This window comes from Exiguobacterium sp. Leaf187 (assembly GCF_001423925.1).
Lineage (GTDB): Bacteria > Bacillota > Bacilli > Exiguobacteriales > Exiguobacteriaceae > Exiguobacterium_A > Exiguobacterium_A indicum.
On the sequence record NZ_LMPR01000009.1, the window covers coordinates 455979 to 480387 of the forward strand.

A 24409-nucleotide genomic window follows, 5' to 3' on the forward strand; every position below is an offset into this window, starting at 1 on the left:
TGGCTTCTCTGATCGTTGTATTGATCGCGCGGAAAAAATGGAAGATTACGTTTTCTACGGCGGAATGATCTAGAGAACGTATGAAGGATTGGGAGAGATAACGTATGAGTATCAATGAATTTTTTGACTGGAAAATCAATTTAGAGGATGAACTATATGCCGTCATTGATGAGAAGGCGAGAAAAATGGTAGTGATGGGGGACTTCATCGAACTGACTGCGGTCTTGTGGTTGGATCAAAATGATGTCCTTCAGTTAAAACCGACATGGGATTGTGTCATATCCATCGATGATGCTACAAAACAAATTACGATTCGCTCGGCAGAATCACTGAACATGAAAGAAGAATGTTAAGAGGTACATAAATCGAGTTCATTCGTGCGATTGCTGAATGGGCTCGATTGTTATTTAAAATACGATATCTATTTTAATTCATGTTGAACGGAGCCAATCACTTCAACATGATGCTGGTCGTATACAGTCGTCAGTACATGATCTTCAACGATTTCATAGTTGTATGTATAGTCTGGTTCATTCGTGTATTGATTTCCGACACGTATCTTCCGGTCTTCGACTCAAAGATCGTTTCTTTTTTTGAAATATCTTGGTCGTATCCTGATTCAACTAACATTCGTTCAATCTTGATTTCAGTCATCGTTTTAGAAACGAAGAGGTAAGTCGGATAGGCAGTTATCAAGATGACGAGAACGATAAGTGTATAGATGAGTGGACGTACTTCTTTTTTCATACAATCATATCCGTTTCGATGAAATGAATAGAGAAGCTAGGTTTTCTATATTGAAGATGAGGAGAGATATGTGATGGGAAAAAACAAAGACGAGATACCGTACTATATGAGGAACGTTCCGTTCTTCTTCCTAACGGCACTCCTCGCACCCGTCGCGGTACTACTTGTACTGCTCAATTGGGATAAGCTCTCTACACAAATGAGAAATAACCATTTAACGTTTTCAATCCTAATGACTATGTTATATATCTCAAAAATACTGCCTGACGGCTTATTTAAAATCATATTCGCGGTTTTTACGTGGATGTTGATTCTTTTTGTGACATACATCTACTTCGGTGGCGGAAGAAAAGGAGGGAAACCATGAGTAAGTATCATTTATCAAGCATTCGGTTAGTTCTTATCGTCGTCATTACGTCGTCGATCTTATATTTCGGCTTCGACTGGGAACTCGGGTATGGCATTATCTGGTTGATTGGTTTAGTAGGATTTACGATTTATCGCAACTTTGAGGCTGCTCGGAACGAGAAAATCGAAGCACAAACGAAGAACGATTGATTTCATCTGAAGTCCATCGTTCTTTTTAAATATGACCCCACAGAATTAAATCTTCGAGGTGCTCATTATCTTCTTCACCGACACACTAAAATTAATTCACCTACTTTTACACAAGTAGACCGTTAGATGAGTCCTACGGTCTACGCTCGTTATTTGTCGTACTATAAAATACACTTTATCGTATTAGATCATCTTATATCCCATCCGTTTTGCCTCGATGAAAGCAGAAGCAAGAAAGGCGAAGACCCCCCAAAGGATCCATGCTGCACCACGTCCGACGAGTAAGGGATCCGTTCCATACAGAGATGTGCCCCACGTTAGAACGATTCCGTCTAAGAACGTAGCCACTAACAGTCCGAGACTGACACCTGGCACCATCTGTTCAGCATTCAAGCATGCAACTTTTTTTATGATGATGACGGAAATCCACGAAACCGGTAAACCAATCAGGAAGGCGATCACGTTTCCGACATTTTCGAACATGCCGATTCCAGATCCGAATCTGACTGACAGGGCACCGACGAACCAAAACGCTGCACCAAGTACGACCAAGACGATAGCTTGTTCTTTCGAAAATAGAGGGGACTTGTTATGTGTCATTTTTATTTCCTCCTTAAAAATGTAGTATTAACTACATAATTAAATGTAGCATCTACTACACTTTTTGACAATCCCATAGTATATCGTTTGTGACTGTCACAATATTTTATTAAAGTGATCCCGTTTTCGCGAAAAATCAACTTGGATAATCGCCGATTCAGCTATAAAAAAGGTCAATTGATGACGATAGATAGGTACAGATTGTTCTTTTGGAAAACTGTCTTAGTACATGAATGATACATAGAAGGAGTTAATGACACCATGAATGAAATCTTACCGAGACCGCTACGCTCACCAGCGATTTTATCGAGCCTGGAAGCAAACGTCGCGATGATCTGTTTTGATCGCCAACGACGCGTCGTCGACGTCAATGACTTGTTTGCGAAAACGATGAAATATAAACGAGACGAGATGATTGGCTTACAGCACCATACGTTTTGCACACCAGAATTCGCGAACAGCCGTGAGTATCAGGACTTTTGGACACGCCTGTTTTCGGGCTTCAGTACAGCGGATAAAATCAAACGGGTCGATGCCCGGGGCGACATCTTATGGCTTGAAGCAACCTACATGCCGATTTTTGAAGGAGAAGAGGTCGTCGGTGTCGTCAAGATCGCCAGTAACATCACGGACCGGATTGATCGTGTACAAGGATATGCGAAAAGCTTCCAGACGCTTGCTGAAGGACTGAATCTGCAGTCGATTCAAGGATCGAAAGAGGGCAACCAACTTCAAGAGACGATGAACACGATTTCGAGTGAAACGGCAGAAAACCAACAGACGTTCGAAACGTTATATGCCCAAGCAATCGAGATCACGAAGATTGCTGATACGATCAAGGAGATTGCTGCCCGGACGAACCTGTTGTCACTGAACGCAGCAATCGAAGCGGCACGGGCTGGAGAACACGGTAAAGGCTTTACGGTCGTTGCAAGTGAAGTCAAAAACTTATCGGACCTAGTCGGCAGTGCAGTTGTCGAAGTGCGCACTAATACGGAAACGATGAATCGTCAAATCATGGCGATGATGAAAAAGATTGAAGCGTCCCATCTCGAAGTCGCGTCGAGCCTTGCGACGGTAAAAGAAACGATGCAACGCTTTACCGCAATCGAAGAGGTCGCACGACAACTCGAGCAGCAAACAGAGGATTTCCGGTCGTTCATTTAAAACAATTACATGCGATATTTCAGCAATGTGAGGGAATCACATTGCTTTTTTGATAGTGTTGAATTATCTAGGAAATGATAATGGAGTCATGAGAGTAGATAGTCAGGAGGATAAAAATGAAGCAATTTTGGAATAGATTCATCGATCAACAATATGCGAAACCACGGGGAATCATTGGAGCGTCAATTGGTGAGATCATGGTCCGGCAACATCATGAAGAAATGAAATGGACGATCGACATACTTAACGTTCAGGCAGGAGAAACTTTTCTAGAACTCGGTACAGGTGCGGGACATGGCATTGCCTATTTGCTTTCGCAAACAGATACGAAGCACGTTACAGGTCTCGATCTGTCAAAGACGATGGTCCGGTCAGCAACTTTTCGTAATCGGCAAGCGATTCAAGCAAACCGAGCGACGATTCAACAAGCCGATATTAATCATTTAAAATTACTCCATGAGACGGTCGACGGGATCTTTAGCATTCATACGGTATATTTTTGGGAATCCGTCGATCAGACATTACAAGAACTGTATCGCGCTTTACGACCAGGCGGGCGATTCGTTTTAACATACTGTGATGGAAAAGCAGGGATTGAGTGGTTAGATCTTCGAAAACAAATCGAACAGGAGTTCATTCCACTTGCTGAACAAGCTGGTTTTATAAATGTCGCATTAATACGCGGTCCAATCATTCGGTCGTTTCATACGGTAGCACTTGTGGGATATAAAGGATGTGCCCGTTGACCAAAGGAAGGAGCCACGTTATAATTCAAATAGACGTTTGAATGAACTGATAAAGGAGGCAACGTCATGGCACATGATCATCATCACCACCATCATCATACCGACAATAAAAAGGTACTGGGCCTGTCGTTCCTGATCATCACTGCGTTCATGATCGTCGAGGTCATCGGCGGGATTTGGACGAATAGTCTAGCGTTGTTATCGGACGCAGGGCATATGCTCAGTGATTCGATTTCACTTGCGATCGCTTTGTTAGCCTTCCAGTTCTCGAGTCAAGCACCGAATGCGAATAAGACGTTCGGTTCAAAACGCTTTGAAATCTTAGCCGCCATCATAAATGGCGTGACACTGATCGTCATCGCTCTCTATATTTTCATTGAAGCCATTCAACGCTTCATCGATCCACCCGCTGTCGCAACGACCGGAATGCTGATCATCAGTGTCCTTGGCTTGCTAGTCAACATTCTCGTTGCTTGGATCATGACACGTGGCGGTGGACATGAGCACAACCTCAACATGCGCGGTGCCTATCTGCATGTCTTAAGCGACATGCTTGGATCGGTCGGTGCGATTGCAGCTGCTCTTCTGATCATGTTCTTCGGTTGGGGATGGGCGGATCCACTGGCGAGTGTCATCGTGGCGATCCTCGTCTTACGGAGCGGCTATTACGTGACGAAGGCATCCGTTCACGTCTTGATGGAAGGAACGCCGAGCGATGTCGACATCGATGAGGTCGTTTCGACGATACAGACGAACGAAGCCGTCCTCGGACTACATGATCTGCACATCTGGTCGATCACGAGTGGCTATAACGCATTATCGTGTCACGTCGTCGTCAAAGAGGACATGACCGTCCGGGAGTCAGAGTCAATTCGCGAACAGATTGATCACGATTTAAAACACGTCGGGATTAACCACGCGACCATCCAGGTCGAGACTGATCAGCACGCACATGGCAATACGTTGTATTGTGACGGCAAACACGAATCGCATACGCATTAAAAAAACGAGCACGCGTCCAAATCGGACGTGTGCTCGTTTGCTTATGCTCAAATGATCGGCACCGTTGGTAGAAACAGCGTCGCGAACAGACTGATACTCAAGAACATCGAGTATCCGAAAAAGGTCGTTTTGGCATTTCCAGCAGCTCGGTTACCTAAGTACATGAAAAAGACGATGGATAAGAACGTCAAACCCGTCAATACGGACGAGTGGTGTTGATCCGGCGAAGGAGCAAGCGACTGGACAAGATGCGCGAGACCAAGCGGCAGGACGATCAAAAGAAAGTAGTAGCCTAGACGTGCCTCAGATGGGACGTCGACCTGTTCCTGTTCGGTTTCATAGTCATAACGCGTTTGCGTTTTCATGGATCTTCACCTCCCTATGCGTTTAGTATAGCGAATGAACATGTCGGCTCTGTTACAGACGGGTAAGAATGCCTTAACAGACGATGACGATGTGATGACGAAAAAAGAATGGGCAGCAATTGAGAAAAATTGTAAGATAGACAAGAAGTCGTTTTAGGAAAGGAATAAAGCATCATGTCACGTGCGTTTCGTTTTATGTATGTCTCGGATTTGTTATCGACCGTCGGGACGAGTTTCGTCTATATCGCGATCTACTGGGTAAGTGCGGAAGAGATCAGTGCTTCTGGCGTCGCACTGATTGCGACTGGTGTATTCTTGATTCGTTTTCTCGTTTCAACGTTCGTCGGACCATGGATCGACCGGTTCGTCAGTGCATCGTTGTATCAAACATCATTACTCATTCGCTTGCTGGCGCTTGGGATCGCGTTAGCGGGAATCGGTCTGACGAACGTCGTCCTACCGTGGTTACTCGGCTTACTCGTCGTGCAGACGATTCTGCAAATCATTGGTGGCAATGCCGTCTTCACGTGGGTCGTTGATTTAGTGGAAGATGACCAATTGCCGCAAGCGAATGCCTATCTTGCAACGATTGAGCGGATCGGTACGTTGAGCGGATTTTTGCTCGGTGGGATGATGATTGCCCATTTCTCGATTACGAGTATCTTATGGCTTGATCTTGGTCTACATCTTGCCGCCTGGTTACTCGTTCGACATATGACAGGGCAAGTCGCAGAAGGAGCGCGTCATGGTTCGTACCGCGAAGCGTTGCTCGAAGGGATCGGTCACGTCGTCCGTGACGGTCGCCTGAAATGGATCCTCGGTTGTGCGATCCTTGCAAACTGGATGATCACACCAATGAATACTTTACTTGCACCATATGCCAAGGATGTCTTGTTGGGAAATGCCCAGACGTTTTCTGCACTCGAACTATCGACGGTGATCGGGGGAATCGCGATGTCGCTCCTTTACGGAAAATGGGTCGCCTCCGTACGACAGGATAAACTGTTTCGTTTTGCCGTCGTCTTGCAAGGTCTTGCGATTGCGATCGTCGCTTATGTCTCATTCGTCCCAGTGGCTGTTGGCGGTTTCGTCTTGCTCGGGATGGCGCTGACGTTATTCGGGATTCCATTTGCGACCTTGTTGCAGCGCTCGACGCCTGCGCATTTGCTCGGCCGGGTCCGGACGGCGATGGTCGCAGCATCAACGGCGTGTTCTGCGCTCTGTTACGGATTGTCGTCGTACTTGACATCGTTCTTTAGCATCTCATTCGTTTTCCTGTTCTTTGCCTTAAGTGGTCTTATCATGACCAGTGTCTGGTTACTTCTTCATCGTACCGTTTCCTTTACTGAGGTACGACAGGACAAGGTCGGATGAAATATCCGCCTTGAGGTGGAGGTAAGCGGTTTCGCGCTTATGTACACTAGAGATAGAAATGAACGATGAGGAGTGGAGTCGATGGAGAGTTTATGGATCACAGCGTTATTGTTTTTGATTCCGATTAGTGGGATGACGGTCTTTTTGAATGTACTGTGGCGCCGAATGGAAACGGAAGGCGTTTCGGAGTAAGGATGAACTAACTAAACAGTGCGTCTGCTTACCAATTTTAGATTGGACAGCGGACGTTTTTTTCATTTGAGGCATAAATGGTCGTAGAAGAATGACCTCAGATTCGTTAAATCAATACTTCCCGTGTAAACTGAAGTAGCAAGCGGTTTTATGATTTTCGATCGAAGATAAGGGGGAAGCATCAACATGAAAGCAATCATTACAGGTATGAACGGTACGGTAGCACCCGTCGTTGCGGACGTCTTAGCAAAGCACGACATCGAGACAGTCGCCTGGGACCGAACGAAAGTCTCGACGACTGACGAATCCGCGATGCGCACGTTTTTAGAAACGGAACGACCAGATTATTTCTTACATATCGGGATGGGGTCTGTCAGTTGGACGGAAGCGCTCGTCCGTTTGTGCGAAGAATATGACATTCCGTTCTTCTTCACGAGTACGGTGTCTGTTTTCTCGGACGACATGCCGGCACCGATCGAAAAAGACGCAGTACCGGACGCGACCGACGAATATGGTGCCTATAAGATTGCTTGCGAGCAAGCGATTCAAGCACTCGATCCACAAGCGAAGATCGTCCGGATCGGCTGGCAGATCGGGACGGAATCTGGTTCGAACAATATGGTCGACTTCTTCACGAACGAGATGAAGCAGCACGGCGTCATTCGGGCGAGTCGGAACTGGTATCCGTCGAGTTCGGTGCTTGAAGATACGGCTGAAGCGCTCGTTACGATTTTACTTGAACAGGAAGCAGGTCTCTATCAGTTGAACGGTAACGAGCGTTATTCGATGTACGACTTAGCGCGTGCCTTGAATACGCTTCATGCGAAAAACTGGACGATTGAACCGGTCGATGAACCACGCCGTGATAACCGAATGGCGACGGACGTCGTCTTGGTCCGTCCATTGTCAGAACGATTGCCCCTCTAATCAAACATCCCGCTCTCCTTGACGTGTGTCAAAGAGAGCGGGATGTTTTTTATTGTGCAACTGGAGTTTCTGCTGCAAAAGCAAGCGTTGGTCCAAAGATTTCGTAATGCAGTTTGTCGGGTGACGCCGTGAAGTGTTCGATCACATATTGAATCATTGCTTCCGGACCACAGACGTATGTCGAATCCGTGATACCTGCGATAACGTCTTTCGGCAGGCGTCCCGCTTGATCCATTGCCTGGTGTTCTGCGTAACGAATGACGCGTGCGCCACGTTGCTCAAGCAAGGCAAGTTGCTCGTTAAATGGACGATTGCGTTCGTCTTGGACGGCATGATGTAACGTTACCTGTCGACCAGCAGCTAACGCTTCGTCAGCCATCGCAAGCATCGGTGTAATCCCGATACCACCGGCAATCAGCACGACGGGTTCGCTTGATGCATCAAGAGTGAAGGCACCCGCTGGCGCACTGATCAATACCGTGTCACCGACTTGCGCTGCATGTAAATAGTCCGAGACGATGCCTTCTCGTTTGACACCAATCGTATATGTCTCCGTGTTCGATGCCGTCGTCAGACTGTATTGACGATTGTGCCATAAGCCATCTTTGTCTTGAATCCGCACCGTGATGTATTGTCCGGCTCGATAAGCGGGGAGTGGACCGTCCGTGCGGAAGGTCAAGGCGCGAATCCCATCCGCTTGCTCCTCGACATCCGAAATCTCGACTGTCTGATAACCGGAAAAATCTTTCGCTTGTTCATCCTGTGCGTAAAGTTCGGCTTCAAGCGTGATGAACAGATTGGCAATCTCCCCATATGCTTCTCCCCACGCGTGCAAGATTTCTGGCGTTGCGGCTTCTCCTAAGACATCTTGCATTGCCCCGAGTAATTCGTGCCCGACGATGGGATACATCTCCGGTTTGATTTGTAGACTGCGGTGTTTATGGAGCACGGGTAATAAGACCGGCTTTAACGTCTCGAGTCGATCGATGTGAGCAGCAGCGGCATACACGGCGGTCGCGAGTGCTTGCGATTGACGGTCGCTTCGTTGATTCGATTGATTGAAGACGTGTTTCAGTTCCGGATGAGCCTGAAACAAGCGCTGATAAAAGACTTTCGTGATCGCGGCACCGTGCGACGCGAGGACTGGAACAGTCGATTGAACGATTTGAATGGTAGAGGTTGATAACATAAGACCACTTCCTTTTCTCTAAGTAATGAAGACAGTCTTAGTATTTCGCAGCCTCACCTTTAATACAACATTTAAAATACTAGATTAAAGGATACCGTGCGTTTTGTCACAAGCAGGTCAAGATTTCGTCAACGATTCGTCACGATTGGTTGGAGATCCAGAGCTTCGAGAAATCAAAGTAACCGAACGAGTCGATCGTGATGTTTTGCAGCTCGATCGGATACGGAATCAGTCGTGTATCGTGATAGAACGGGATGAAGTACGATTCGTCGATCAAGTAACGCTCGATCGTTTGATGGATCGGAAGCCAGTCTTCGAACGGTGTCGCGTCATATTGTTCGATCGATTTCAACATCTCTGGTATCTGCTGAAACAGTCGGATCGGTGGTGAGAACGTGTTCGTCATGAACTGATAAAAGGCGTACTGGATATTTCGCTCGAACACTTCGGCATGGATGGCGAGATCGATCGTATCGTAGGCATGAAAATCCGTGATGCTCTCTTCAAATCCGACCTCGACGAACTCATACGGAATCCCGTCTTGATCAAATCGCTGACAGAGCCAGCGTGTCACCTTGTCCGTAAAGTCAGTCAGCTTGATTCGGATCGGTTGCGTGAACAAAACGGCAGGACCATCCGGGACAGTATACGGTTGACTATAGGACTCAAGAAAACCACAGTCGTTCGGTTGTGCCCGTTCATGGAAGTCATGAATGCCACCACGGACTTCCGCGACGAGCCGGTGGATATAATGTCGCGCGGCTTTTGATTCAAACGGACCACCGGCGCGTGGATGGAGCAAGACGAGACCAAATCCGGATTGCGTTGCGATCGTATCAATCGGACTGGAATCAGATGCCGATGTCCGGTAGACCGGGTCATATTGCTCCGGCATCTGGATGAACTCAATCCGGTCGAGCAGGGCACGGATGCCAAAGTAATTCGGGAACGCTGTCAGAACGGTTTTCTTGTCGTCATGTTGCGTCAGTTGGAACGGTCCTGTCCCAATGCCATCCTTGATGATGCTCGTATGTATCGAGGCAAGTTGCGGCAAAATTGAACTCCGGCGCTGATCGAGTGTGAGGTCGACCCGGTACGGACCGTTCGAGACGATCTGTTTCACGTGCCGGTAGGAATAAGCGTAAGCCGGATAGGCAATCAAGGCACGCAGGCTCTTCGTCACTTCCTTACTCGTCAGGAGCGAGCCGTCATGAAAGCGGACGTCCTTCCGTAAGAAGAGACTGAGCGTCGTCCCGTTCCAAATATAATGATGGGCGAGTTCACCCTGGATGTTGCCGTCAACATCGATCGTAAACAGCCGGTTGAAGACGTTCTGGACGAGGTGGGCACTATGGATATCGGCTGCTTCTAACGGGTGTGTCGTCAGGAAGTTCCGTTTTCGCGGAATCAATAACGCATCAGCCGTCGTCTGTGTATAGCCGAATTTTCGTTCGAGTTGCCGCATGAAGCGTCCTGCTTGCGCTGGCGACCAGTCCCACGTCAATTCCTCCGTCACCGACTCGATCGAGTCGCGATCGATCCGTTCGAGCATCCGTTTCGCATACTCTCGTTCGACGTGGCGTAACCAGACGAGTTCACTTAAGTTGCCCCGTCCGCGACCACTCGTGTAACCAATCCAACCGTCTTCCTGCCATTTATTGAGATATCGTTTCGTTTGTTTAGGACTAAGATGGATGGCGTCGGCAAGCGTCGCAATCGAGTAGTGTCCATTTCGGCAAGTCTTCCATAACATAAAAAGATAAGCATCCATCGTCCTTCTCCTCCTTAAAAGGGGACATCTTTTTTTAATGACGTCCATTTTTCCTGTGTCTTGTCTTGTTTATGATACAGGTAGAGAATGGAAGGTGACAATATGAAATGGAAAGAAATACCGAAACCAATTAAAGTACGTCTTATCACATCGTTTTTCAACCGGGCTGTCTCGTTCTCCATCATGCCGTTCATGGCCCTCTTGTTCGTCCAGGCATTCAACGAAGTCATCGCCGGTGCATTTTTGATCGCGATGGTCTTCGTCAGCTTCATCACGAATCTACTCGGCGGATATCTTGCCGACCGCTTTTCCCGCAAACGTCTGCTCGTCACGACTTCTGCGCTCACAGCGCTGACGTTCATCACGATGACGATCTCATTGACACTCGACTGGATGCTGTTGTTCATGGTCATTTACGCTGTCTTCTCGGTGACAAGTAATCTTGGTCGGCCGGCAATGGGGGCGATCATCATCGATGCAACGACGAAAGAGAACCGCCAAGCGGTTTATGCGCTCGACTACTGGCTGATCAATCTCTCGATCGCCATCGGTACGGCGCTCGGGGGCTGGCTCTACGTCAGTAACCAACTGCTGTTGTTCGGGATATTAAGCTTCACGTCATCCGTTTTACCAATTGCATACTTCCTGTTTCTTGACGACACACCACGGACGTGGCAGCGTCAAAAACTACGTGGTGTCCTCACGGATATCTTCACGAGCTATCAACTCGCTTGGCGGGATCGTCCGTTCGTCAAGGTCGTTTTCGGTTCGATGTGTATCTTAGCGGCTGAGTTTTCGATGGGCAGTTACGTCGCCGTCCGACTCGCCGATTCGTTCGAACCGCTATCATTTGCCGGCTGGTCGATCAACGGGGTCCGGATGATGAGTATCATCAACATCGAAAATACGTTACTCGTCGTCACGTTGACGTTCATCGTCCAGCGACTAGCGAAGCGTTTGTCTCCGCGCCGGACGCTCGCTGCGGGTCTCATGCTGTACACGATCGGCTACGTCGTCGTGACGAGTGCCAACAGCATGACGGCACTGATGGTCTTCATCTTCATCGCAACGATCGGCGAGTTGCTCTACTCTCCGGTCTTGAACACTCAAAAAGCAAACATGATGCCAGCCGATCAACGCGGAGCGTACTCAGCGTTCGCGGGAACGTCGTTTGCTGGAGCCGATTTACTTTCTCGATCGACGATTCTCGTCGGGACCTTCTTGATCCCGTCGATGATGAGTGTATACCTCGGATTGATCCTCTTGACGGGATTTGGATTAGTCTATACGAGTCTGTTTGTGAAGGAATCTGTCGAACGAGAGCGAAACGTATCTTAATAAGGGGGAATACAGATGAACTTACCAGATACTATCGAAACGCCACGGCACCTGTTACGCCGTTGGCAGGATGAGGATGCAGAAGCATTGTATGCTTACGCGAAGGATCCGAATGTCGGACCAAAAGCAGGTTGGGCACCGCACGCGTCACTTGACGAAAGTCTAGAAGTGATCGGCATTTTCCAAGCGTCACCTGGCGAGTATGCAGTGACCGATAAGGCGACTGGTGGAGTGATCGGTAGCTTCGGATTTCACTTTAATCGTCGGCCGGACGATTCGATCACCCATGACCGTCAAGTCGAGATTGGGTATGTCCTCGCACCTGATTACTGGGGAGAAGGACGGATGCCGGAAATCGTTGAAGCTATGCTCGATTTCATCTTCCGAGAACTGCCGAACGATGTCGTTTGGTGTGGTCACTTTGATTTTAATGACCAGTCACGCCGTGTCGTTGAGAAACTCGGTTTTACCCCTGTTCTTGACCGACCATTCGTCTTAGAGCGAATCGACGGTCGGACCGTGACGAGTCATGTCTACAACTGGACGCGTGAGCGGTATGAAGCAAAGCGTGAAATAACGAACACGTAATTGAAATCGACACAAGTAATCAGCGAACTTCTCTTAATCTGAGAATTTCGCTTTTTATTTGATTTGATGTGTAAAAAAAACTTTACTTTAAGTCAAAAAAATTTTACTGTTTATTTATGGTAATAAATATAGTGTGATGAAAGGAGAGATGGTTTGGGCATCAATAGTGATGGATTCATTAAGAATCGATTAGCGGTTTTAAGAGCTGAAAAAGGATGGTCGCAAAAAGAATTGGCAGAGAAGGTCGGAGTCAGTAGACAAACCATTATTTCTTTAGAAGGAAGTCGCTACAGCCCTTCGTTGATTCTGGCGTTTGAAATTGCATATTTATTTGATAAGGATATTAACGAAGTATTTCAATATGAACGAGAAGGTGAGGGAAAAGGGTGATTATAAACATAATAGTAATACCGATTTTTCTATTGAGCTTATTCGTATCGCTACCGTTTATTTTCGGTGAGGAAGGAAAAGATGAGCGGGGAAGACGAATTGTTTCAAGCGCATATACGTATACTTTTCCGATTTTTCCGATTGGTTGGTTACTGTTAGAAACCTACCATCGTAATTACGCTGACCTGACGTTTGTCGATTATCGAAATATATTAGGATTACTTATTCCTCTAACGTTCATTGTTTTAGGTGGTGTGATTTTTACATTAAAAAGAAGAGTGTAAATCATTGATCCACTCAAATAACTCAAGATGTGAAAGGTGTGAAAAGTCATAAGACAAAGCAGCGACGTTTTCAAGGTGAGAGAACGTCGCTGCTTTGTCTAATTTTCTACTTAATGATTAAGTGATTAATCTGCCTGACTGTTCTTAGATGAACAGATAAAAGTAACTGCAATCGTAATCGAGGTCAAAACATAACTCACGAGGACGGCGGTAATCTCTGACAAATTAAATACAAACAAAAGCAGCAGTTGAGGCACGAAAAAGACGAACACTGCAATCGGTAAAATCCATGTCTTCGTCTTCCATGCCGTGACGAGAATCCAGGCAATTAGAAGGGCACCAATTAACCAACCAACGCTCGGAGATAACGTGATTTTGGGCGAATCAATGAGTCCGTTGACGATCAACAGTCCGACGATCAGAAGAAGATGAACACTCCCATGAATCCCGTAACGCAGGAGGCGTGGTCGAGCAGTATCGCGTAAGGCGTCTTTGCGGAACAACAATGCAAGTGTCGTCAAATAAACAGCGCTTATCAGTAAGAAGCCACCGACGAGCAGGATACTGTAAGTCATCGTGCCATTCAAGAGATTTTGTAAGTATAGAAAGCTGGAAGCACCAAGATACACTTGCATGATCGTCCAAAAGGCTTGTTTTGAATCAAATGCCATCTCGTGTGAGATCGACTGGATGTAGGCGGCAGGACTGTCACCCGTGATGGAACGAACCGATTTGCCATCCGCTTCCGCTTCAATCAGATGGTCTTCGAGTTCAAGGACGATCTCGTTCGTCGCTTGTTCATTTTTTCCCGAAGCAAGCAGGTAGACCTTCAAGTCTTCCAAAAATCGGGTTGATTCCGTTGATAGGGTCATCTCAATCATCCTCCTTTAAAATACTTTCAACACTTCTCGAAAGGTGTTGCCATCTTTCCTTGAATGCGGTGAGTTCTTCTGCACCGCTCGTCGTGATCGAATAATACTTCCGTTTCGGACCGGACGGAGAGACGCGTGAAGTCGCTTCGATCCAGCCCAGTTTTTGCATCCGGATCAACAATGGATAGATCGTTCCTTCGCTGATGTCAGAGAAACCGTATGCTTTCAGTTTCGTCGCCAGTTCATAACCATAAATCTCTTCTTCCGCGATCAGTGCAAGTAAACAACCGTCGAGAATCCCCTTTAACATTTGCGTCGATGACATCCACATCATCCTTTCGCTACTTGGTATTACAAGGTAATGATATACCAAGCTATTTTGTATTACAAGGTAGCTGAAGGAAAAAGATTCATTTCCCTGAAAAAAAGGTAAACAAATCATAAAGTAGATACGTCGCTTGTTTAGAAAAGGGAGGTATTGATCGTGGATAAGCGGAATACTGTCGTCTCGGCGACCGTCGTCTTCATCATCATGGGTATCGTCATGGCTGTCTCTGCGTTTGGTTTCGGCATTCGTTATGGTGAACCGGAGTTGTTACGTATCGCGATCTTCGGTGAAGTCGTTACAGCGATTTTTCTCGTCTGGTACATTCGTCGACATGCCACGTTTGCTGCCGTCGGGTTTTCGAAACTGCAGTCGCGGGGTCTGATCTGGTACATTCCGTTACTGCTGATCGTTATCGTTCAAGTCGGATTGATCGTCAATGCGATGCTCACGACCTCGATTTCATCATCGGCACTCCAACTTGTCGGAATCGTCTTCCTGACGACCTTATTCGTTGGTTTCAATGAGGAAGTCTTGTTTCGAGGCATCATCTTACGTTACCTTCGACCGAACGAACATCCGTATCGTGCCGTCCTCATCAGTGCGCTCCTATTCTCATCTTTCCACTTGCTTAATTTGATCGCCTTGATTCCCCCAGCAGCGATGTTGTTCCAACTTGCGAATACATTCGTCTTTGGTGTGTTCTTAGCGATCATCGCACTCAAGCTGAATACTCTTTGGCCATTGATCATTTTTCATGCGTTATGGGATTTCGCGAGCATCGCAGCGGATGTCGTGAACGTCAATTTAGGCATCACTCCTCTTTTGACACAAGCTTATCTACTCGTCGCGATTGTCATTCAATTGATCTTGTTGAAACGGCACGATCTCAGTCACCTGAATGGACCGATGAATCCACGTAACGTTTGAATAGTTGACTCCTCGTTGTTTGACGGGGAGTTTTTTTGAATAAAGCTAGTATCAATGATTAATATGTAATATATTACTCGTATGAAACCTACAGATGATTTAGCCATTGCACGACTTCCTCTCAGTGAGGAAGTATATCGACGTTTACAGCATCACATCATCACTTTACGCCTCGCCCCAGGCGAGAAGGTGAACGATCAAGCGCTCGCGGAAATGTTCGGAGTCAGCCGGACACCGGTCCGCGAAGCCTTGAAACGACTCGAGGAGGAGGGATTGATTTTTGCGAAACGGGGCTCGCGGACGATCGTGACGGAGCTTGATGCTGAACAAGCACAGCAAACCTATCCAATCATCGCGACGCTGCACGGGCTGGCAGCGCGTCTAGCCGGACCGCAATTGACGGAAGACGACTTGATGGAACTTCAGACGATCCATCAACAGTTCACGACGGCAATCGATCAACAGGAGACGGAGACAGCACTGACGTTAGACGATGCCTTTCACGATGTCTTTGTGTTGCGCAGTCAGAACGCTCAGCTACGAGAAACGATTCGCCGATTAACACCGCTGATCCGCCGGCTTGAATACGCCCAGTTCGATCGACTCGGACGCCAATCGATTGCCGATCATGCGGCGATTTTGATCGCGTGCCAACAACGGGATATCGAACAGCTCGTCCAAGCGACGGAACACAACTGGAACGGACTCGGACGTCTACTCGTCTCGACCCTAAAGGAGGAGCGCTGATGCGACCGATCATGTATGGCATCCTAGCGGCGATGTTCTTTGCCGTCACCTTCATCTTGAATCAATCGATGCAAGGAGCAGGGGGGCACTGGATCTACAGTGCGTCGCTTCGCTTCTTCTTGATGTTGCCGTTCTTTATCGTCATCGTCTTGATGCGTCGGGGAATTGGTCGCGTCTTACAGGCACTGCGAGCCGACTTCGGTTTTTGGTTACTGTACGGAACGATCGGTTTCGGACTGTTTTACGGTAGCATCTGTCTTGCTGCCGATCATGCGCCGGGCTGGCTGATTGCCGGAACGTGGCAATTGACGATCCTAGCCGGACCGTTGCTTGCGCCCTTGTTCAAGCAACGGATTCCGTGGTCGGCTCTCAAGTATTCCGTCTTGATCGTCCTTGGCGTCGTCGTCATGCAGTTATCCATCGCAGGAAGTCTATCGCTACAATCCTTACTGTTCGGTGCCTTGCCGGTGCTCGTCGCTGCGATTGCCTATCCGCTCGGGAACCGGAAGATGATGGAACGGTATGGAAACGAGCTCGACGTGTTTGAACGGATCCTTGGGCTGACGATCGCGAGTCTACCGTTTTGGATCGTGCTCTCCATGATTGCTTACATACAAGTCGGATTACCAAGTGTCAGTCAAGTGACCCAGTCCGGCTTCGTCGCCTTATTCTCAGGCGTCATCGCGACATCGCTCTTCTTCTACGCGACGTCACTCGTCCGGACGGAACCGGTCCGGTTAGCCGCGATCGAGGCGACCCAGTCGTTTGAGATCGTCTTCACCGTTCTCGGGGAGATTTTGTTTCTCCATGCGGCACTACCGACGGGACTCGCGACATTCGGGATCATCCTCGTCATGCTCGGGATGACGTTGCATAGCTTGAATCAGGCGGAGCGGACGGTCGTCCGTCCTGCGAAACGAAAAATCAATTGAGAAAGTATGCTGTCAGATGGTTTTAACAGGTACACTCGTCAATACCGTCCTGATCATCATCGGGACGTTGCTCGGATTGATGTTCCACCGGATTCCGGAACGGATGAAGGAGACGGTCTTGCAAGCGATTGGTCTAGCCGTCGTCGTGCTCGGGATCCAGATGGGGATGAAGAGCACGAACTTTTTGATCGTCATCGGTAGTCTCGTTCTCGGAGGTGCGATCGGGGAATGGTTCCGCCTCGATGAGAAGCTCGACCGGATGGGGGCGTGGCTCGAACGTAAGATCAGTCGCGGTCGTCCATCAAATATCGCGGAAGGCTTCGTCACCGCGACGTTGATTTTCGTCATCGGAGCGATGGGTGTCCTCGGTGCGCTCGACGGTGGACTGCGTCAGGATCACGACGTCCTCTATACGAAGGGGTTGATTGACGGTTTCACGGCGCTCGTCCTCAGTTCAACGCTCGGGATCGGCGTCATGTTCTCAGCGATTCCCGTCTTCCTCTATCAAGGGGCGATTGCACTGAGTGCCGTTGCGATCACGAAGTTCATTCCTGACGCCGCGCTGCAAGAATTCATCTTGGAGATGACGGCGACCGGTGGAGTGATGATTGCAGCAATCGGTCTCAATCTCGCTGGAATCACGAAAATCCGTGTCGCGAACTTGTTACCGGGCATCGTCATCGTCGCTGTCATCGTGACGGGCTTACATCTATTCTAACGAGACATCCCCGCCTGTCCGAAAGGACGAGCGGGGATGTTGTGTTATGACTCGATCAATTCATGTGTCTCGTATGCCGTGATTGTATGTCCATCGTAATGGAAGTCATGCAGTAATGGATGCTCGGTCGACAGAACAATCGGTAGGTAGTGCCGGAGGTTGCTGATGATGCCAATGTTATCGTCGTCTAGAATCCAGTCGAGTGATTTCCAATCGAGGATTCCTTCAACTGTCATGACCGGTGTTGGAAACGGACGCTCTTCTATATCAGCTAGGTAGAGGTACATACCAGATGTCTCTTCCCCGTGTAAGCGGACGATGCCTTTTGATGTCACTTTATTGAGCATGATACCCGTCTCTTCGAACGTCTCGCGGATGACGGCGGCTTCCGGTGTTTCGCCCGGTTCGATCTTACCACCGACACCGTTCCACATGCCCATCGCTGGACGTTTTTGCCGATTGACGAGTAAAAAGTGGTCTACGTGGCGGATTAAACAAAGCGTATAACGATCCATGATTTACGACTCCCGTCCTAAAAAGTGTGTATTGTACAGCATGTCGAATTGGGCGGGACCTGCGACCGGTAACTCGGTCGTCGTCGTTTCTTCAATCCGTAACGTCCGCTCAGTCAACGTCTTTTGTCCGCGCGGCGTCCGCATCGCGACGAGGTGACCTTTATTGAACGGCGAAGCGTCGCTCTGCTGGATGATCTGTTCCATCTTCGATAAGTCATCTGTTGTAATGGATGTCTCGCGGTCGAACCGGTAGCCAGTCACAAACTCTGCTTGTCCCGTTCGCTTCATCTCAAGTGTGTCATTATTGATGATCCGGTAACTGCCGCTAGCGGAATGAACGGTCTCCCCACTCAACGGAACAGGAACGAGCGGTAAATTAACGCCGAAGCCGGTATCAAGCAGGTGTGTTTCATTCCAAATGATCGCGACATGGGTCGGTCCGGTCGCTGACCAGGCGTCCGACTTCGTATCGTAAACAGTCGCTTGAACGAGTCGAACAGGACAGTTCAGTTCTTGCAGGACTCGGTGTAGCAGTCCGTTCAGGTCGTAACAGACACCACCGCGTCGCTCTGTCAGAAATGTCTCGATGAAGCGCTCGTCGCTAAACGGACGCATGCGTCTCTCAAGGACGGTCGTATTCTCGAACGGTAACTGGTAGGCGAAGGCTTCGAGTAAGTCAGGTAATTGATCAAACGTGATTGCATCGAGCGGAAACGCAATTCGCTGTTCTAAGTCTTTCATCCAATCCATCTTTAGTCCCTCCTTTGTTCACTACCTGATTATCCCATATTGCTTCAGAAAATGTGGATTTCAGTCTATATTATCTGAAAATAAGGATTTCCCTTTTGTTCGATGGAAATCTTTGATATGCTGAGACAGGATTAATTAAGAATGATTCTCAATGTCGAATCACGAATCAAAGGAGGTCTCACCATGAGACGGAAAACTTGGATGACAGCGTTGACGCTCCTCGTGTTGAGCAGTTTGATGCTTGCAGCTTGTTCAGGTCAAGCAGAGCAATCGAACGAAAAAACGCGGACGATCACGCACGAAGCAGGAAAAACGAAAGTACCGGAAAAGCCGAAGAAGGTCGTCGCGCTCGAATTCTCGTTCGTTGATGCGTTAGACGAACTCGGCATCACACCGGTCGGGATTGCACAAGAAAACAAGACCGATGTCTCTGGATTACTCGGAAAAGACATCGAGTTCACGGAAGTCGGTACACGCCAACAACCGAATCTTGAAGTGATCAGTTCCTTGCAACCGGATTTGATTATCGGCGACTTCAACCGTCATAAAGGAATTTACAAGCAATTGCAAGAAATCGCACCGACGATCATCTTGAAGAGTCGCAATGCGACGTATGAAGAGAACATCGATTCGTTCAAGACGATTGCGGAAGCGGTCGGCAAAACGAAACAGATGGACGATCGCCTTGCCCTGCATGAAGAGCGCTTGCAGGCAGCGAAGAAGAAGGTTGATCCAAAAGATGACCGGAAAGTCATGGTCGGTGTCTTCCGCGCCGATTCACTGACAGCGCACGGTGAGACGTCGTTTGACGGTGAGTTGCTCGAGAAGATCGGTATCGAAAATGCCGTTACGAAAACATCGGAACCGACTGTGACGATCACGTTAGAGCAGATGGTCAAGTGGGATCCGGACGTCATCTTCATGGCGGAAGCCGATCCGAAGTTACTGAAAGAGTGGAAGGATAATCCGCTCTGGAATCAGATCACAGCGGTCAAAAACGGAGAAGTCTACGAAGTCAATCGTGACCTCTGGACACGTTACCGTGGTCTGGACGCTGCTGAACAAATCGTTGACGAAGCAATTCAATTGCTCAAACAGAAATAACGAACGACAAAAAGCCGGAGCAATCTGGCTTTTCGTCTTGATGAAAGGGGAAAGATCCGGTGCAGCGGAAACGTCTGATTTTCGTACTTATCTTACTTAGTTGCTTGGCCGTTTATAGTAGCTTGTTCTTTGGTATCACACAGATGAATCCGGTCCACTTAGTGCAGGAGTGGATCAGTGGCACGACCTCTAAAGCGGGACTCGTCCTGACGAATCTGCGCTTGCCGCGTCTCTTACTCGGATTGTTGCTCGGAGCAAACCTTGCCGTCGCTGGAGCGATCATGCAAGCCGTGACACGGAACCCGCTCGCTTCACCACAAGTCTTTGGGGTCAATGCCGGTGCGTCGTTTCTCGTCGTCTTAAGCCTGCTCATCTTTCCGTCACTCGGGACGGCGAACTTGCTTTACTTCGCTTTTGCTGGTGCCTTACTCGGTGGCGTGCTCGTCTTTTCATTCGCTTCGATTCGCGGAATGACGGCGTTAAAACTTGCCCTCGTTGGGATGGCGATCCATCTCTTGTTGACGTCGCTAACGAAAGGCTTGATCTTGTTCAACGACCGGATCACGAACGTGTTGTATTGGTTGTCCGGTTCGCTCAGTGACGCAAGCTGGCTCGAACTCCGGATCGTTCTCCCATGGTCGCTCGCCGGTTTGATTCTTGCGGCAAGTCTTGCGAAGTCGCTCGCCGTCTTCCAACTCGGGCAAGACGTCGCGGTCGGACTCGGTCAAAAAGTGACGCGGATCCTTCTGCTTGCCGGCATCAGTGTCGTCTTACTCGCAGGCGTGACGGTCGCCGTCGCCGGAGCGATCGGCTTCATCGGTCTGATGGTGCCTCATATCACACGTCGACTCGTTGGCGAGGACTACCGAATCGTCTTACCCGTCTCTGCCGTCATCGGTGGTCTGTTGTTGACGTACGCCGATGTCCTGGCGCGCTTCATTGCCTATCCGTATGAATCACCAGTCGGCATCGTGACGTCATTGCTCGGGGCACCTTTCTTCCTTATCTTGGCACGCCGTCAGATGAAAGGGGGATTACGATGAGAGAGATGCGTCGGATTCTACTTGTCGCAGTAATCGTATTCGTCACAAGCTTCGTCTTACTGTCGGTCGGTTCGATTCAGTTGTCGGTAACGGAACTCTGGCAGTCGTTCTTCGGTGGAAAGGATGCCTTCATCGTCCAAAATTACCGCTTGCCGCGAACGGTCCTTGCCTTTTTAGCAGGTGCGAGTTTCGCTCTTGCTGGAGTCATCTTACAAAGCGTCATCCGTAATCCATTGATCTCACCGGACGTGATCGGAGTGACGAACGGAGCGTCTCTGTTCGCCGTTTTGACGATTGCCCTCGTGCCGGACGGTCCGCTCTTGTTGACACCGATAGCGGCCTTTATCGGAGCAGCACTCGTCATGTTAGCGTTGATGATGCTAGAGCGGGATGGAAACGTCTCCCGCAGTTCGTTTGCGTTACTTGGTATCGCCGTTAGTGCGATCTGTGCTTCAGGAACAGAATACCTGTTGATTAAATTTCCACTCCAGACGAACGATTCACTCGTCTGGCTTGCTGGAAGTCTGTTCGGGAAAGGGTGGCAGGAAGTGTTGATCTTAGCGCCGGTGCTCGTCGTGATCGGTGCGATCCTCTTCTATCGCCATCGTCAACTCGATGTCTTATCACTTAGTGAGGAAGTCAGCATTGGTCTCGGGTTACCGATTCAGCGGACGCGGCACGTCTTCTTGGCGCTCGCTGTCGTCCTAGCCGGTGTTGCCGTCGCGACGGTCGGTGCAATCGGTTTCATCGGTCTGATTGCTCCACATATGGCACGGCGTCTCGTCGGACATAAACACCTCGTCGTCTTACCGATGGCGCTGTTGCTCGGTGGAGGGTTACTCGTCGTCGCTGATGCGCTCGGTCGCGGGATTCATCCGCCGCTTGAAATACCAGCCGGATTGATCACAGCGATCATCGGTGTACCGTACTTCCTGTATCTCTTACGAAGAGAGCGGGCTTCATGAACAGATAGCAGAAAATAAAAATAATCCCCCTCATTTCATAAGTGGAATGGGGGGGATGTTGTATAGAAGTTTTTGTTTGATTCATCATGAGGCAAGTTATTCACTTTATGCCGAGCGAATTTCTGAACCTAAATTCAAGAAGATCTCTTCCAACGACGCTTCCTCGACTTCGAGTCGATACACGTTAACGTGTTGCGAGACGAGGTAGCTATTGATATTAGCAATATCGTGTTCACTTTGGACGATGAACGTCGAGTGAGTAGAGGAGACGTTGACGTCTTTCGCAAGTGTCGACAACTTGGTCTGCAGATGTTGTCGTGTATCATTGTCGAGCAACGCATGTTTTACGTGAACGGTGATGTTCTTCTCATGTTGTTCCCGTAACTCCTCCATCGTGCCTTGCGTCTGAATCGTTCCGTCCTGCATGATCGCAATCTCCGTACACAGTTTTTCGACCTCGTCTAAGTTATGAGACGTTAAGAAAATCGTCGTTCCGTCTGCTGCAATCTTGCGGATCAATGTATGAATCCCGAGAATCGAGTTGGCATCAACGCCAGACGTCGGTTCATCTAAAAATAGGATTTCCGGTCGATTAATCAGGGCTTGGGCGATCCCGAGCTTTTTTTTCATCCCGAACGAGTAGTTTTTCGTTTTCACATCGATGGCGTCTTCGAGTTGGACATCACGGAGGAGTTGTTTTAATTCGTCCGTCGTCGTCTTCAGACCGAGGACTTTACTGAAATACTTCAAGTGATCGAGCGCCGTGAAGTTTTCGTAAAAGGTCGAGTAATCCGGCAGGACGCCGATTCGGGTCCGGACGTCCTTCAAAGAATCGTTCGGCGCTCCGAGTAACTCGAACGTTCCGGATGTCGGACGGACAAGACCTGTGATCATGTTGATGAATGTTGATTTACCGGCGCCATTTTGACCAAGGAAGCCGAAGATGACCCCTTGTTTGATTTCGAGATTCAACTGGTTGACGACGGTCTTATTGCCGTACTGTTTCGTTAGATTGGTTGCGCGAAGGGCTAGCATCATAAATCTCTCCTTTTAAAGATCATCAAGCTCGCGATGACGAAGACGGCGATATGGATCAAGACAAGATACGTGTATGCAGTGTTTTCTTGCGTATAGTAATAATAGGGCGTCAAGTAAGACAACGTATCAACGATGACATTCTTCGAAATAAGACTCCACATCCCGATGACCGGAAGCGCGATCGAGATGAAGATGCCGACGAACATCGTCATTGCAGAGCTGTTGACGACTGTCGAAAGAAACAGCGACAGACCGATGAAGTAAGAGACGAAGATGATGCTTTGGATCAAATCGACGATCGAGAACGATTTTGAAAACGGGACGATCAACAAGAGGGCAACTGTCAGACAGAGGACCCAAAACGAGACGTTGCCTAAAAACTTTCCAAAAATGATGTTCTCACGAGATGTTTTCGTCGCAAGAAAACGAATCGTCTTCGATTCAATCTCTTTGTTGACGCTACTATGAGAAATACTCGTCACGAATAAAGGAGCAGCTAAGAACAAAAGCAGCATCAAACCGATGATATAGGCGTTGTCACCTAGACCGAGATCACTGAGTTGTTCTTTGAACTGGCTGACAAGCTTAGCTGAACCAATCGTCACACCGAACAAGACGACGATGATCAGGATGGCTCGAATACTTTGGAAAAGCGATTTAAATTCTCGAAGTGTAATCGCGAACATATCGACACACCTTTCTGTTTGAGTTTAGTATTGCCGTGCTATCTTTTTATTCTTCGTGACGTTAGTGATACCGGCGATCAAATAAGCGATTGAACCAAAGACACCGGCAAGTAATGTGAAGATCCCACCAAGAATTGCAGTAATGATCAACATCTTTCCTGCTGAACCGTTTTTGCGAATCCGGACGATCGAGACGATTCCGCCTATCGTACATAAGAGAGAGACGGCACCAAGGTATAAGAAGAATTGTTGGAAGGATGTGAGGATTTGGGTAGACGTGACATCCGTAATGTTCTCATCTTGAATGAATTGATCGACCAACTCCCTCATGCCAGCGTGATCCGCAATCGATCCAGACAATAGAAACCCACCTAAACATAATGATCCAAACAAGAATATACCGATGACAGCAAATATGTATTCCGTTGTTCTTTTCAAGTAAAACACTCCTTTTCCTTATTTTTCCGATTTGACAAACCTAAACTACCATGACTTGAATCACTATGACAAGCGAAATAATGAATATATTTTAATTGTTTATTGGTT

At 48.3% G+C, this 24409-nt stretch carries 29 protein-coding genes; 17 read left to right on the forward strand and 12 right to left on the reverse strand.

The annotated features are described in order from the left end of the window. The first annotated feature begins 104 nt into the window (after nucleotides 1-104). Entirely contained in the window at nucleotides 105-353 is a 249-nt protein-coding gene (locus ASF99_RS06445; protein ID WP_055967891.1) for a hypothetical protein, read from the forward strand. A 130-nt stretch (nucleotides 354-483) separates the two neighbouring features. Here ASF99_RS06445 and ASF99_RS06450 read toward each other — a convergent pair whose 3' ends face one another. Continuing rightward, nucleotides 484-747, reverse strand: coding sequence for a hypothetical protein (locus tag ASF99_RS06450; RefSeq protein WP_055967894.1), 264 nt, complete (start codon nucleotides 745-747; stop codon nucleotides 484-486). A 363-nt stretch (nucleotides 748-1110) separates the two neighbouring features. On the opposite strand from ASF99_RS06450, the gene ASF99_RS06460 reads away from it, so the two are divergent. Next, on the forward strand, nucleotides 1111-1305 hold the full coding sequence (locus ASF99_RS06460) for a hypothetical protein (RefSeq protein ID WP_023468199.1): 195 nt from the start codon (nucleotides 1111-1113) through the stop codon (nucleotides 1303-1305). A 183-nt stretch (nucleotides 1306-1488) separates the two neighbouring features. On the opposite strand, the gene ASF99_RS06465 is transcribed toward ASF99_RS06460, so the two are convergent. Then, nucleotides 1489-1905 carry a hypothetical protein gene (locus tag ASF99_RS06465; protein WP_055967897.1) on the reverse strand — a complete coding sequence of 139 codons (417 nt, stop codon included), beginning with the start codon at nucleotides 1903-1905 and terminating at the stop codon, nucleotides 1489-1491. A gap of 261 nt (nucleotides 1906-2166) precedes the next feature. Here ASF99_RS06465 and ASF99_RS17750 point away from each other — a divergent pair, with 261 nt between their 5' ends. The 3 genes from ASF99_RS17750 to ASF99_RS06480 all read left to right on the forward strand — a co-directional run bounded on the left by ASF99_RS17750 (nucleotide 2167) and on the right by ASF99_RS06480 (nucleotide 4820). Then, complete coding sequence (locus ASF99_RS17750) at nucleotides 2167-3072, forward strand: methyl-accepting chemotaxis protein (RefSeq protein WP_050677849.1); 906 nt, start codon at nucleotides 2167-2169, stop codon at nucleotides 3070-3072. Between the two features lie 116 nt (nucleotides 3073-3188). Next, nucleotides 3189-3818, forward strand: a complete 630-nt coding sequence (locus ASF99_RS06475; protein ID WP_055967900.1) for a class I SAM-dependent methyltransferase — start codon at nucleotides 3189-3191, stop codon at nucleotides 3816-3818. 66 nt (nucleotides 3819-3884) lie between these two features. Then, the gene (locus ASF99_RS06480) at nucleotides 3885-4820 is read left to right on the forward strand and encodes a cation diffusion facilitator family transporter (RefSeq protein WP_055967903.1); all 936 of its coding nucleotides are present in this window, start codon (nucleotides 3885-3887) and stop codon (nucleotides 4818-4820) included. Nucleotides 4821-4867: 47 nt separating this feature from the next. Here the strand turns inward: ASF99_RS06480 and ASF99_RS06485 are convergent, their stop codons facing one another. After that, nucleotides 4868-5185 carry a hypothetical protein gene (locus ASF99_RS06485; RefSeq protein WP_023468204.1) on the reverse strand — a complete coding sequence of 106 codons (318 nt, stop codon included), beginning with the start codon at nucleotides 5183-5185 and terminating at the stop codon, nucleotides 4868-4870. A gap of 174 nt (nucleotides 5186-5359) precedes the next feature. Between ASF99_RS06485 and ASF99_RS06490 the strand changes: the two genes are divergently transcribed. Both ASF99_RS06490 and ASF99_RS06495 read left to right on the forward strand, forming a co-directional pair. Further along, nucleotides 5360-6559, forward strand: a complete 1200-nt coding sequence (locus ASF99_RS06490; protein ID WP_055967906.1) for an MFS transporter — start codon at nucleotides 5360-5362, stop codon at nucleotides 6557-6559. A 378-nt stretch (nucleotides 6560-6937) separates the two neighbouring features. Continuing rightward, on the forward strand, nucleotides 6938-7678 hold the full coding sequence (locus ASF99_RS06495) for a sugar nucleotide-binding protein (RefSeq protein ID WP_055967909.1): 741 nt from the start codon (nucleotides 6938-6940) through the stop codon (nucleotides 7676-7678). A 49-nt stretch (nucleotides 7679-7727) separates the two neighbouring features. On the opposite strand, the gene ASF99_RS06500 is transcribed toward ASF99_RS06495, so the two are convergent. Beyond that, on the reverse strand, nucleotides 7728-8867 hold the full coding sequence (locus ASF99_RS06500; RefSeq protein WP_055967911.1) for a globin domain-containing protein: 1140 nt from the start codon (nucleotides 8865-8867) through the stop codon (nucleotides 7728-7730). Nucleotides 8868-9006: 139 nt separating this feature from the next. Then, nucleotides 9007-10638 (reverse strand): ABC transporter substrate-binding protein, encoded by a 1632-nt coding sequence (locus ASF99_RS06505; protein ID WP_055967914.1) that lies wholly within the window; start codon nucleotides 10636-10638, stop codon nucleotides 9007-9009. Between the two features lie 102 nt (nucleotides 10639-10740). Between ASF99_RS06505 and ASF99_RS06510 the strand changes: the two genes are divergently transcribed. From ASF99_RS06510 to ASF99_RS06520, 3 genes are all read left to right on the forward strand, one after another. Beyond that, nucleotides 10741-11976 carry an MDR family MFS transporter gene (locus tag ASF99_RS06510; protein ID WP_055967917.1) on the forward strand — a complete coding sequence of 412 codons (1236 nt, stop codon included), beginning with the start codon at nucleotides 10741-10743 and terminating at the stop codon, nucleotides 11974-11976. Nucleotides 11977-11991: 15 nt separating this feature from the next. Beyond that, nucleotides 11992-12564: a GNAT family N-acetyltransferase gene (locus tag ASF99_RS06515; protein ID WP_055967920.1), complete on the forward strand. Its 573-nt coding sequence runs from the start codon at nucleotides 11992-11994 to the stop codon at nucleotides 12562-12564. Nucleotides 12565-12723: 159 nt separating this feature from the next. Then, entirely contained in the window at nucleotides 12724-12954 is a 231-nt protein-coding gene (locus tag ASF99_RS06520) for a helix-turn-helix transcriptional regulator (RefSeq protein WP_055969474.1), read from the forward strand. 409 nt (nucleotides 12955-13363) lie between these two features. Here ASF99_RS06520 and ASF99_RS06525 read toward each other — a convergent pair whose 3' ends face one another. Together ASF99_RS06525 and ASF99_RS06530 are read right to left on the reverse strand one after the other, a co-directional pair. After that, the gene (locus tag ASF99_RS06525) at nucleotides 13364-14110 is read right to left on the reverse strand and encodes a hypothetical protein (protein ID WP_023468213.1); all 747 of its coding nucleotides are present in this window, start codon (nucleotides 14108-14110) and stop codon (nucleotides 13364-13366) included. A gap of 1 nt (nucleotide 14111) precedes the next feature. Next, nucleotides 14112-14435: a PadR family transcriptional regulator gene (locus ASF99_RS06530; RefSeq protein ID WP_055967923.1), complete on the reverse strand. Its 324-nt coding sequence runs from the start codon at nucleotides 14433-14435 to the stop codon at nucleotides 14112-14114. 159 nt (nucleotides 14436-14594) lie between these two features. On the opposite strand from ASF99_RS06530, the gene ASF99_RS06535 reads away from it, so the two are divergent. The 4 genes from ASF99_RS06535 to ASF99_RS06550 all read left to right on the forward strand — a co-directional run bounded on the left by ASF99_RS06535 (nucleotide 14595) and on the right by ASF99_RS06550 (nucleotide 17762). Beyond that, nucleotides 14595-15365 carry a CPBP family intramembrane glutamic endopeptidase gene (locus tag ASF99_RS06535; protein ID WP_055967927.1) on the forward strand — a complete coding sequence of 257 codons (771 nt, stop codon included), beginning with the start codon at nucleotides 14595-14597 and terminating at the stop codon, nucleotides 15363-15365. Nucleotides 15366-15446: 81 nt separating this feature from the next. Continuing rightward, nucleotides 15447-16112, forward strand: coding sequence for a GntR family transcriptional regulator (locus ASF99_RS06540; protein WP_035397508.1), 666 nt, complete (start codon nucleotides 15447-15449; stop codon nucleotides 16110-16112). Beyond that, nucleotides 16112-17044: a DMT family transporter gene (locus tag ASF99_RS06545; protein ID WP_055967929.1), complete on the forward strand. Its 933-nt coding sequence runs from the start codon at nucleotides 16112-16114 to the stop codon at nucleotides 17042-17044. Before ASF99_RS06540 ends, ASF99_RS06545 begins: the two co-directional genes overlap by 1 nt. Before the next feature lie 16 nt (nucleotides 17045-17060). Continuing rightward, nucleotides 17061-17762, forward strand: a complete 702-nt coding sequence (locus ASF99_RS06550; RefSeq protein ID WP_047395308.1) for a DUF554 domain-containing protein — start codon at nucleotides 17061-17063, stop codon at nucleotides 17760-17762. 44 nt (nucleotides 17763-17806) lie between these two features. On the opposite strand, the gene ASF99_RS06555 is transcribed toward ASF99_RS06550, so the two are convergent. Both ASF99_RS06555 and ASF99_RS06560 read right to left on the reverse strand, forming a co-directional pair. After that, nucleotides 17807-18277: an NUDIX hydrolase gene (locus tag ASF99_RS06555; RefSeq protein WP_055967933.1), complete on the reverse strand. Its 471-nt coding sequence runs from the start codon at nucleotides 18275-18277 to the stop codon at nucleotides 17807-17809. Between the two features lie 3 nt (nucleotides 18278-18280). Beyond that, complete coding sequence (locus ASF99_RS06560) at nucleotides 18281-19027, reverse strand: arylamine N-acetyltransferase family protein (RefSeq protein WP_055967935.1); 747 nt, start codon at nucleotides 19025-19027, stop codon at nucleotides 18281-18283. A gap of 183 nt (nucleotides 19028-19210) precedes the next feature. Here ASF99_RS06560 and ASF99_RS06565 point away from each other — a divergent pair, with 183 nt between their 5' ends. The 3 genes from ASF99_RS06565 to ASF99_RS06575 are packed head-to-tail and all read left to right on the forward strand — an operon-like array spanning nucleotide 19211 to nucleotide 22139. After that, on the forward strand, nucleotides 19211-20131 hold the full coding sequence (locus ASF99_RS06565; protein WP_055967938.1) for an ABC transporter substrate-binding protein: 921 nt from the start codon (nucleotides 19211-19213) through the stop codon (nucleotides 20129-20131). Nucleotides 20132-20190: 59 nt separating this feature from the next. Then, nucleotides 20191-21174: a FecCD family ABC transporter permease gene (locus ASF99_RS06570; RefSeq protein ID WP_055967942.1), complete on the forward strand. Its 984-nt coding sequence runs from the start codon at nucleotides 20191-20193 to the stop codon at nucleotides 21172-21174. A gap of 5 nt (nucleotides 21175-21179) precedes the next feature. After that, nucleotides 21180-22139 (forward strand): iron chelate uptake ABC transporter family permease subunit, encoded by a 960-nt coding sequence (locus ASF99_RS06575; protein WP_156357214.1) that lies wholly within the window; start codon nucleotides 21180-21182, stop codon nucleotides 22137-22139. 105 nt (nucleotides 22140-22244) lie between these two features. On the opposite strand, the gene ASF99_RS06580 is transcribed toward ASF99_RS06575, so the two are convergent. Genes ASF99_RS06580 through ASF99_RS06590 form a run of 3 tightly spaced genes read right to left on the reverse strand, consistent with a single transcriptional unit; the run spans nucleotide 22245 to nucleotide 24301 of the window. After that, on the reverse strand, nucleotides 22245-23177 hold the full coding sequence (locus ASF99_RS06580; RefSeq protein ID WP_326937798.1) for an ABC transporter ATP-binding protein: 933 nt from the start codon (nucleotides 23175-23177) through the stop codon (nucleotides 22245-22247). Further along, entirely contained in the window at nucleotides 23174-23863 is a 690-nt protein-coding gene (locus ASF99_RS06585) for an ABC transporter permease (protein WP_055967951.1), read from the reverse strand. Before ASF99_RS06585 ends, ASF99_RS06580 begins: the two co-directional genes overlap by 4 nt. A 24-nt stretch (nucleotides 23864-23887) precedes the next feature. After that, the gene (locus ASF99_RS06590) at nucleotides 23888-24301 is read right to left on the reverse strand and encodes a DUF4064 domain-containing protein (protein ID WP_162236801.1); all 414 of its coding nucleotides are present in this window, start codon (nucleotides 24299-24301) and stop codon (nucleotides 23888-23890) included. Nucleotides 24302-24409: the final 108 nt, after the last annotated feature.

Bases quoted from the DNA above. Each gene is read 5' to 3' on its own strand.
- ASF99_RS06480 (WP_055967903.1), top strand. From the start codon at position 3,885: ATGGCACATGATCATCATCACCACCATCATCATACCGACAATAAAAAG.
- ASF99_RS06485 (WP_023468204.1), bottom strand. From the start codon at position 5,185: ATGAAAACGCAAACGCGTTATGACTATGAAACCGAACAGGAACAGGTC.
- ASF99_RS06565 (WP_055967938.1), top strand. From the start codon at position 19,211: ATGAGACGGAAAACTTGGATGACAGCGTTGACGCTCCTCGTGTTGAGC.
- ASF99_RS06450 (WP_055967894.1), bottom strand. From the start codon at position 747: ATGAAAAAAGAAGTACGTCCACTCATCTATACACTTATCGTTCTCGTC.
- ASF99_RS06445 (WP_055967891.1), top strand. From the start codon at position 105: ATGAGTATCAATGAATTTTTTGACTGGAAAATCAATTTAGAGGATGAA.
- ASF99_RS06515 (WP_055967920.1), top strand. From the start codon at position 11,992: ATGAACTTACCAGATACTATCGAAACGCCACGGCACCTGTTACGCCGT.
- ASF99_RS06550 (WP_047395308.1), top strand. From the start codon at position 17,061: ATGGTTTTAACAGGTACACTCGTCAATACCGTCCTGATCATCATCGGG.
- ASF99_RS06510 (WP_055967917.1), top strand. From the start codon at position 10,741: ATGAAATGGAAAGAAATACCGAAACCAATTAAAGTACGTCTTATCACA.
- ASF99_RS06545 (WP_055967929.1), top strand. From the start codon at position 16,112: ATGCGACCGATCATGTATGGCATCCTAGCGGCGATGTTCTTTGCCGTC.
- ASF99_RS17750 (WP_050677849.1), top strand. From the start codon at position 2,167: ATGAATGAAATCTTACCGAGACCGCTACGCTCACCAGCGATTTTATCG.
- ASF99_RS06475 (WP_055967900.1), top strand. From the start codon at position 3,189: ATGAAGCAATTTTGGAATAGATTCATCGATCAACAATATGCGAAACCA.
- ASF99_RS06490 (WP_055967906.1), top strand. From the start codon at position 5,360: ATGTCACGTGCGTTTCGTTTTATGTATGTCTCGGATTTGTTATCGACC.
- ASF99_RS06495 (WP_055967909.1), top strand. From the start codon at position 6,938: ATGAAAGCAATCATTACAGGTATGAACGGTACGGTAGCACCCGTCGTT.
- ASF99_RS06505 (WP_055967914.1), bottom strand. From the start codon at position 10,638: ATGGATGCTTATCTTTTTATGTTATGGAAGACTTGCCGAAATGGACAC.
- ASF99_RS06530 (WP_055967923.1), bottom strand. From the start codon at position 14,435: ATGTCATCGACGCAAATGTTAAAGGGGATTCTCGACGGTTGTTTACTT.
- ASF99_RS06525 (WP_023468213.1), bottom strand. From the start codon at position 14,110: ATGACCCTATCAACGGAATCAACCCGATTTTTGGAAGACTTGAAGGTC.
- ASF99_RS06575 (WP_156357214.1), top strand. From the start codon at position 21,180: ATGCGTCGGATTCTACTTGTCGCAGTAATCGTATTCGTCACAAGCTTC.
- ASF99_RS06540 (WP_035397508.1), top strand. From the start codon at position 15,447: ATGAAACCTACAGATGATTTAGCCATTGCACGACTTCCTCTCAGTGAG.
- ASF99_RS06460 (WP_023468199.1), top strand. From the start codon at position 1,111: ATGAGTAAGTATCATTTATCAAGCATTCGGTTAGTTCTTATCGTCGTC.
- ASF99_RS06500 (WP_055967911.1), bottom strand. From the start codon at position 8,867: ATGTTATCAACCTCTACCATTCAAATCGTTCAATCGACTGTTCCAGTC.
- ASF99_RS06560 (WP_055967935.1), bottom strand. From the start codon at position 19,027: ATGGATTGGATGAAAGACTTAGAACAGCGAATTGCGTTTCCGCTCGAT.
- ASF99_RS06555 (WP_055967933.1), bottom strand. From the start codon at position 18,277: ATGGATCGTTATACGCTTTGTTTAATCCGCCACGTAGACCACTTTTTA.
- ASF99_RS06465 (WP_055967897.1), bottom strand. From the start codon at position 1,905: ATGACACATAACAAGTCCCCTCTATTTTCGAAAGAACAAGCTATCGTC.
- ASF99_RS06585 (WP_055967951.1), bottom strand. From the start codon at position 23,863: ATGTTCGCGATTACACTTCGAGAATTTAAATCGCTTTTCCAAAGTATT.
- ASF99_RS06580 (WP_326937798.1), bottom strand. From the start codon at position 23,177: ATGATGCTAGCCCTTCGCGCAACCAATCTAACGAAACAGTACGGCAAT.